General features: G+C 75.2%; 7 protein-coding genes. 4 read left to right on the forward strand and 3 right to left on the reverse strand.

The window, feature by feature from the left end; all coding sequences use genetic code 11:
• The 3 genes from NH602_RS27315 to NH602_RS27325 all read left to right on the forward strand — a co-directional run.
• Positions 1-518, forward strand: a 518-nt coding sequence (locus NH602_RS27315; protein ID WP_253069288.1) for an amidase family protein, incomplete at its 5' end; no start/stop codon positions are given.
• On the forward strand, positions 515-1078 hold the full coding sequence (locus NH602_RS27320; RefSeq protein ID WP_253069289.1) for a hypothetical protein: 564 nt from the start codon (positions 515-517) through the stop codon (positions 1076-1078). The genes NH602_RS27315 and NH602_RS27320, both read left to right, overlap by 4 nt.
• 130 nt (positions 1079-1208) lie before the next feature.
• Positions 1209-2153 (forward strand): prephenate dehydrogenase, encoded by a 945-nt coding sequence (locus NH602_RS27325; RefSeq protein ID WP_253069290.1) that lies wholly within the window; start codon positions 1209-1211, stop codon positions 2151-2153.
• On the opposite strand, the gene NH602_RS27330 is transcribed toward NH602_RS27325, so the two are convergent.
• Both NH602_RS27330 and ligD read right to left on the reverse strand, forming a co-directional pair.
• Positions 2150-2773 (reverse strand): putative glycolipid-binding domain-containing protein, encoded by a 624-nt coding sequence (locus NH602_RS27330; protein WP_253069291.1) that lies wholly within the window; start codon positions 2771-2773, stop codon positions 2150-2152. The genes NH602_RS27325 and NH602_RS27330 overlap by 4 nt on opposite strands.
• Before the next feature lie 52 nt (positions 2774-2825).
• Positions 2826-3740: a non-homologous end-joining DNA ligase gene (gene ligD / locus NH602_RS27335; protein WP_253069293.1), complete on the reverse strand. Its 915-nt coding sequence runs from the start codon at positions 3738-3740 to the stop codon at positions 2826-2828.
• A gap of 52 nt (positions 3741-3792) precedes the next feature.
• Here ligD and NH602_RS27340 point away from each other — a divergent pair, with 52 nt between their 5' ends.
• Positions 3793-4758: a Ku protein gene (locus NH602_RS27340; RefSeq protein ID WP_253069292.1), complete on the forward strand. Its 966-nt coding sequence runs from the start codon at positions 3793-3795 to the stop codon at positions 4756-4758.
• A 9-nt stretch (positions 4759-4767) separates the two neighbouring features.
• Here NH602_RS27340 and NH602_RS27345 read toward each other — a convergent pair.
• Positions 4768-5890 (reverse strand): LCP family protein (locus tag NH602_RS27345; RefSeq protein ID WP_308292885.1); only part of this gene is annotated, 1123 nt, incomplete at its 5' end.

The following is a 5890-nucleotide window of genomic DNA, read 5'->3' on the forward strand; positions in this document are numbered from 1 at the left end:
CGGCGGACGCGCTCACCGCGCTCGGCGCACCCGTCGCCGCCCAGGACACCCCCGGCGTGGCCGAGCTCGCCGCCACCTACCCGGTGATCACCGGCGCGGAGGCCTATGCGACCCACCGGCGCTGGTTCGCCGAGCGCCGCGACGAGTACCAGCCCGCGACGGCCGCCCGGCTCGCCCCGCACGCGGAGGCGCCGGCGCACCTGTACGTCGACGCCCGGCGCGAGCGCCGCCGGGTCGGGCGCGCCCTGCTCGACCGGCTCGGGGCCTCCTGCGACGTGCTGCTCTGCCCCACCACCCGGCTGCGGGCCACGCCGATCGGCGCGACCGAGCACGACGGGGTGCCGGTGCTGCCGTCGATGCTGCAGCTGACCTCGCCGTTCAACCTGCTCGACCGGCCCGTCGTCGCGCTGCCGGTCCCGGTGCCGGGGCTGCCCGCGGGGGTGCAGCTGGTGGGGATCACCGTCGGGGAGGACGTGCTGCTGGGGCTGGCGCGGGCGTTGGAGAGGGCGTTGCGGTGATTCTCCCGGTGGCGGTGGCGCGCGGGGTCGCCGCGGGCGAGGTCGACCGCGTGTACCGCCGCTGGGCGCGGTCGCGGGTGGCCGTGGGCTCGACGCTGCGCACCGCCGCCGGGGTGGTCGAGGTCGTCGCCGTCGACGAGGTGGACCCGGACCGCATCACCGACGACGACGCCCGCGCCGCGGGCGAGCCCTCCGCCGACCGGATGCGCCGCGCGTTCCGCGGAACGCGGTCCGACCCGGTGTTCCGCATCGGGCTGCGCTTCGCCGGGGCCGACCCGCGGGAGTCGCTGCGGGACGCGACCGGGGACCTCGACGACGTCGTCGCGGCCCTGGACCGGATGGACCGCCGGTCGCGCCGGGGGCCCTGGACCCGGCCGACGCTGCGGCTGGTCGCCGAGCTGCCCGGCGTACGGGCCGCCGAGCTCGCGGAGCGGGCCGGGCGGGACACCCCGGCGTTCAAGCGCGACGTCCGCGCGCTCAAGGAGCTGGGCCTGACCGAGAGCCTGGAGGTCGGCTACCGGCTCTCCCCGCGCGGGGCCGCGCTGCTCGCCGGCCCATGATCACCGGTTGTGGAGTCCGGAGTGCGCTGTCCGTGCCTCTGCGCTCCACAACCGGTGATCACCGGGTCGGGCGGTGCGACGAGCGGAGTCCGCGCGGGGCCGGGAACCGCGGTCTCTACCCTCGTGACGCATGCGAGCGGTGTGCGTGCTGGGGACCGGACTGATCGGCGGGTCGCTGATGCGGGCCGCGGCCCGCGCCGGGCGTGAGGTGTGGGGCACCGCCGCGTCCGAGCCCACCGCGGCTGCCGCCGTCGCCGACGGGTTCGACGTCACCACCGACATCGACGCCGCGCTGGCCCGGGCCGCCGAGGCCGACGCGCTGGTCGTCGTGTGCGTCCCGCTGACCGCGCTGGAGGCGGTGCTGCGCCGCGTCGACGCGGTCGCCCCCACCTGCCGGCTCACCGACGCGGTGAGCGTGAAGGTGCCGGTCGCCGACGCGGTCGCCCAGTTCGCACCGCGCACCCGGTTCGTCGGCGGGCACCCGATGGCCGGCACCGCCGAGTCCGGCTGGCCCGCCGGGTCCGCGGACCTGTTCGCCGGCGCCGCCTGGGTGGCCGCCGCCGACGACGGCCTCGACGTCGAGGTGTGGCGCGACGTCGCCGAGCTGGCCTGGGACTGCGGGTCCCGGGTGGTGCCCGCGGCCGTCGACGAGCACGACGTCGCCGTCGCCCGGATCTCGCACCTGCCGCACCTGTTCGCCGCGGTGCTCGCCTCCGTCGGCGCCGGTGAGCAGGGCGACGACCTCGCCCTCGCCCTGTCCGCGAGCTCGTTCGCCGACGGCACCCGGGTGGCCGGGACCCGGCCCGAGCTGGTCCTGGCGATGTGCGAGGGCAACCGGGGCGCGCTGCTCGCCGCCGTCGACGACGCGCTGGGCAGGCTCGGCGCGATGCGCGGGGCGCTGGCCTCCACCGGTGGGCTGGCCGCGACCGTGCGCTCCGGGCACGAGGCGCGGATGCGGTGGGCCTCGACCCGCGAGCCGCTGGAGGTGCCGGTCGACCTCGGCGCACCGGACGTGTTCGCCGAGCTGCGCGAGCTCGGCCGCCGCGGCGACGTCGTCGAGCCGGTGAAGCGCTAGAGAGTCACCCGGGACGCGATGCCCGGGTATTCGAGGACGAAGCCGTCGTCGTCGACGGTCATGTCGGCGGCGAACGAACCCGCGGCGAAGCCGACGACCGCGGGCGTGCCGGGCGACCCGGCCGTCACGGTGCGGTAGGTCTGCTCGGTGTTCTCGACGGTCAGTGTCGGGAGGTCGACGAACACCATCGGCAGCACGTGCTCGGCGGGCTCACGGTGCAGGGCGAGGCGCCGGACCGGGAGCGCGTTGAACACCGGGCTGAAGGCGAGGTCGACGTCGCGGGCGCCGCCGAAGTGACCCCGGCTGCCGCCGGAGCCGTCGTCGACCAGCCAGACGCCGTCGGTGCTGCGCGACAGCGTGAGCTGCTGCTCCCCCTCGGCGGTGGCGACGTCGACGGCGAGCCGCGACAGCGTCCCGTCGCCGGCGACGACGAGCCGGTAGGACGCGGTGAGCACCCCGCCCTCCCCGCCGCGGATGATCCGGCCGACGGCACGGAACCCGCCGCCGTTGGTCGTGATGCGCGCCGACTCCATGCCCGCGGCGCCGTCGGTCTCGGGGTCGGACCGCCAGGTCAGCATGACCGCCACGCGCGTCACCTCCGGGTCGTCGATGTCGGGCACACCGAACCACATCGCCGCGCGGACCACGCGAACGGGTGATGATCAGCCGTCCTCAGCGGGGCTCCCGGCGGACGTCGGCGGCGTCGACGTCGTCGCGGATCCCGCGGAAGACCGGCTGCCGCAGCCGGCCGGCCGCCGTCCACCCGAGGTGGGCGACCTCGGCGACGACCGTCGGGGAGCACCAGCGTGCGCCCGCGGCGTCGACCCGGGGCAGGACCCGCGCGAACGGCGACTCCGGTGCCCCGGTCAGCCGGGCGGCGAGCAGCTCCTGCACCGCCGTCCCGGCCAGCCCGGACCCGACCCGGCCGGCGAACTCCAGCCCGTCCGGCCCGGGGACACCGAGCAGCAGCGCCCCGATCCGCCCCGCACCACCGGACCTCTCGGGTCTCCAGCCGCCCACCACACAGGACTGCGAGTGCCGGTGGGCGACCTTCACCCAGTCCGGGCTGCGCCGGCCCGGCCGGTACCGCGAGTCCGCCCGCTTGGCGACGACGCCCTCCAGCCCCCGCGACGCCGTCACCTCCAGCAGCGCGGCCCCGTCCGGGTAGAGCGGCGAGGTCTCGACGTGCGGGGTCGCGGACAGGTCGAGCCGTTCCAGGGTGGCCCGGCGCTCGGCCAGCGGGCGGTCGAGCAGCGGCACCCCGTACAGGCGCAGCACGTCGAACACCATGAACGTGACCGGGCGGCCGCCCGCGGGGCCGTGGATCCGGTGGGCGAGCGCGGCGAAGCTGGGGACACCACCGTCGAGCAGCACCACCTCGCCGTCGAGGAGCACGTCGGGGGCCAGGTCCACCAGACCGGCGAGTTCGGGGAAGTTCGCGGTGACATCGCGGCCGGAACGGGTACGCAGGCGCAGTGCCGGTCCGCCACCGCCGTCGGTGACCTCGGCCAGCACGCGCATGCCGTCCCACTTGACCTCGAACGACCAGCCGGCCCCGGTCGGCAGGGGTCCGGGGGTGGCGAGCATGGGCTGCACACCGTCATGCTGTCACTTCGGACGGCACGCGAGGGGGAACCGCATGCGCGCGATCTGGAGCGGGGCCGTGTCCTTCGGGCTGGTCAGCGTGCCGATCAAGGTCTATTCGGCGACGTCCAACCACGACGTCCGGTTCCACCAGGTGCACGGTGAGGACGGCGGCCGCATCCGCTACAAGCGGACCTGCGAGGTGTGCGGCGAGGAGGTCACCTACGCCGACATCGTGAAGGGCTTCGAGACCCCCGACGGCGAGCTGATCACCCTCGACGACTCCGACCTCGCGTCGCTGCCCGTGCGGACGGGGCACGAGATCGACGTCATCGAGTTCGTGCCGAACGACCAGATCGACCCGATGCTGTTCGACAAGAGCTACTACCTCGAGCCGGAGACCAAGGCGGCCAAGCCCTACGCGCTGCTGCGCGAGGCACTCGAGGAGACCGACCGCACCGCCGTGGTGAAGGTGGCGCTGCGCCAGCGCGAGACCCTCGCGCTGCTGCGGGTGCGCGGCAAGGCGATCGTGCTCCAGACCCTCATCTGGCAGGACGAGATCCGCGAGCCGGACTTCGACATCCTCGACAACGAGGTCGACCTCAAGCCGCAGGAACTGAAGATGGCGTCGTCGCTGGTCGAGAGCATGGGCGCGGACTTCGACCCGTCGGAGTTCCACGACGAGTACCGCGACGCGATGGCCGACCTCATCGAGGCGAAGCGCTCCGACGGCAACGCCCGCCCGGCGCCCGCCGCGGAGGCCGCCGACGACGGCGGGGACTCGATGAGCGACCTGCTGTCGGCGCTGCAGGCCAGTGTGGACGCGGCCCGGTCGACGAAGTCGGACTCCGGGTCGGGGTCCGGTTCGGGGTCCGGGTCGGCGGAGAAGAAGACCCCGGCCCGGCGGTCGTCCTCCCGGACGAAGAAGACCGAGGAGAAGGACGCCGGGACCGGCACCGACGACGCGAAGCCCGCGAAGCCGGCCACCACACGTCGGCGGTCGACGAAGAAGACCGCCTGACCGGCGCCCTCAGGGGCCGAAGCTGGACTCCGGCGGCGCCTGGTCGTTCTGCAGGGCGCCGAACAGCGCCTGGGCCCGGGTGCGGTCCCAGCGCAGGTTCGACCCGCCCGCGCTGCCCCCGATCGGGACGGTCGTCTGCACGCCGTCGCCGCCGGAGACGCCCTTCATCCCCCAGGCCAGGCCGGCGAGGTTCCAGATGTGGTCGGAGTCGTCGACGGTGATCGTGCCGGTCACCGCGGACGCCAGCGGGACCATCCGGAACGGGTTGATCAGCGTGAGCGGGCTGGTGGCCCTGCCCAGCAGCGCGGAGAGGAACTCGCGCTGACGCTGGACGCGGTCGAAGTCCGAGCCGGGCGTCGCGCGGGTGCGGACGTAGCCGAGCGCGGTCGTCCCGTCCAGCTCCTGACAGCCCGCCTGGATGTCGAGGCCCGCCTTCGGGTCGTCGATGGCGCCGGGGACGCACATGTCCACCCCGCCGACCGCGTCGACCGCGCCGACGAACCCGCCGAAGCCGACTTCGACGTAGTGGTCGATACGCAGGCCGGTCGCGGCCTCGACGGTCTCGACGAGCAGCTCCGGGCCGCCGAACGCGAACGCCGCGTTGACCTTGTTGCTGCCCCTCCCGGGGATCGGGAGGTACGAGTCGCGCGGGATGGAGACGAGCACGCTGCCGGAGCTGCCCGTGTGCAGCAGCATGATCGTGTCGGTGCGCTGGCCCGCCGCGTCACCGGTGGCGAGGCGTTCCTCGTCCTCGGCGGAGAGTCCCTCGCGGCTGTCCGATCCCACGATCAGGTAGTTCGTCCCCGACGACGACGCCTGGGAGTCCGCGGGCAGCGCCTGCACCCGGGTCATGTTCTGGTCGAGGTAGACGCCGAACCCGACGAACGCGACCAGCAGCAGGATCAGCACGGCCTTCCAGCGCCCGCGGGTGGCACGACGGACGCGGCGCCAGTCCGGCATCGACGGGCCGCGGGTGACCCGGCCGTCGCGGGGGGCCTGCGACGCGGGATGCACCCCGGCCCCCGCTCCCCCGGCTCCGGAACCGGAAGGGCGCGGCATGACCGGACCACGGGGCGGCGCGGCGGCCCGGGTCGGTGGCGGCGCCCCGGCGGCCCGGCCGGGCGGCGGCTTG

This window comes from Pseudonocardia sp. McavD-2-B, assembly GCF_024124365.1.
GTDB lineage: Bacteria > Actinomycetota > Actinomycetes > Mycobacteriales > Pseudonocardiaceae > Pseudonocardia > Pseudonocardia alni.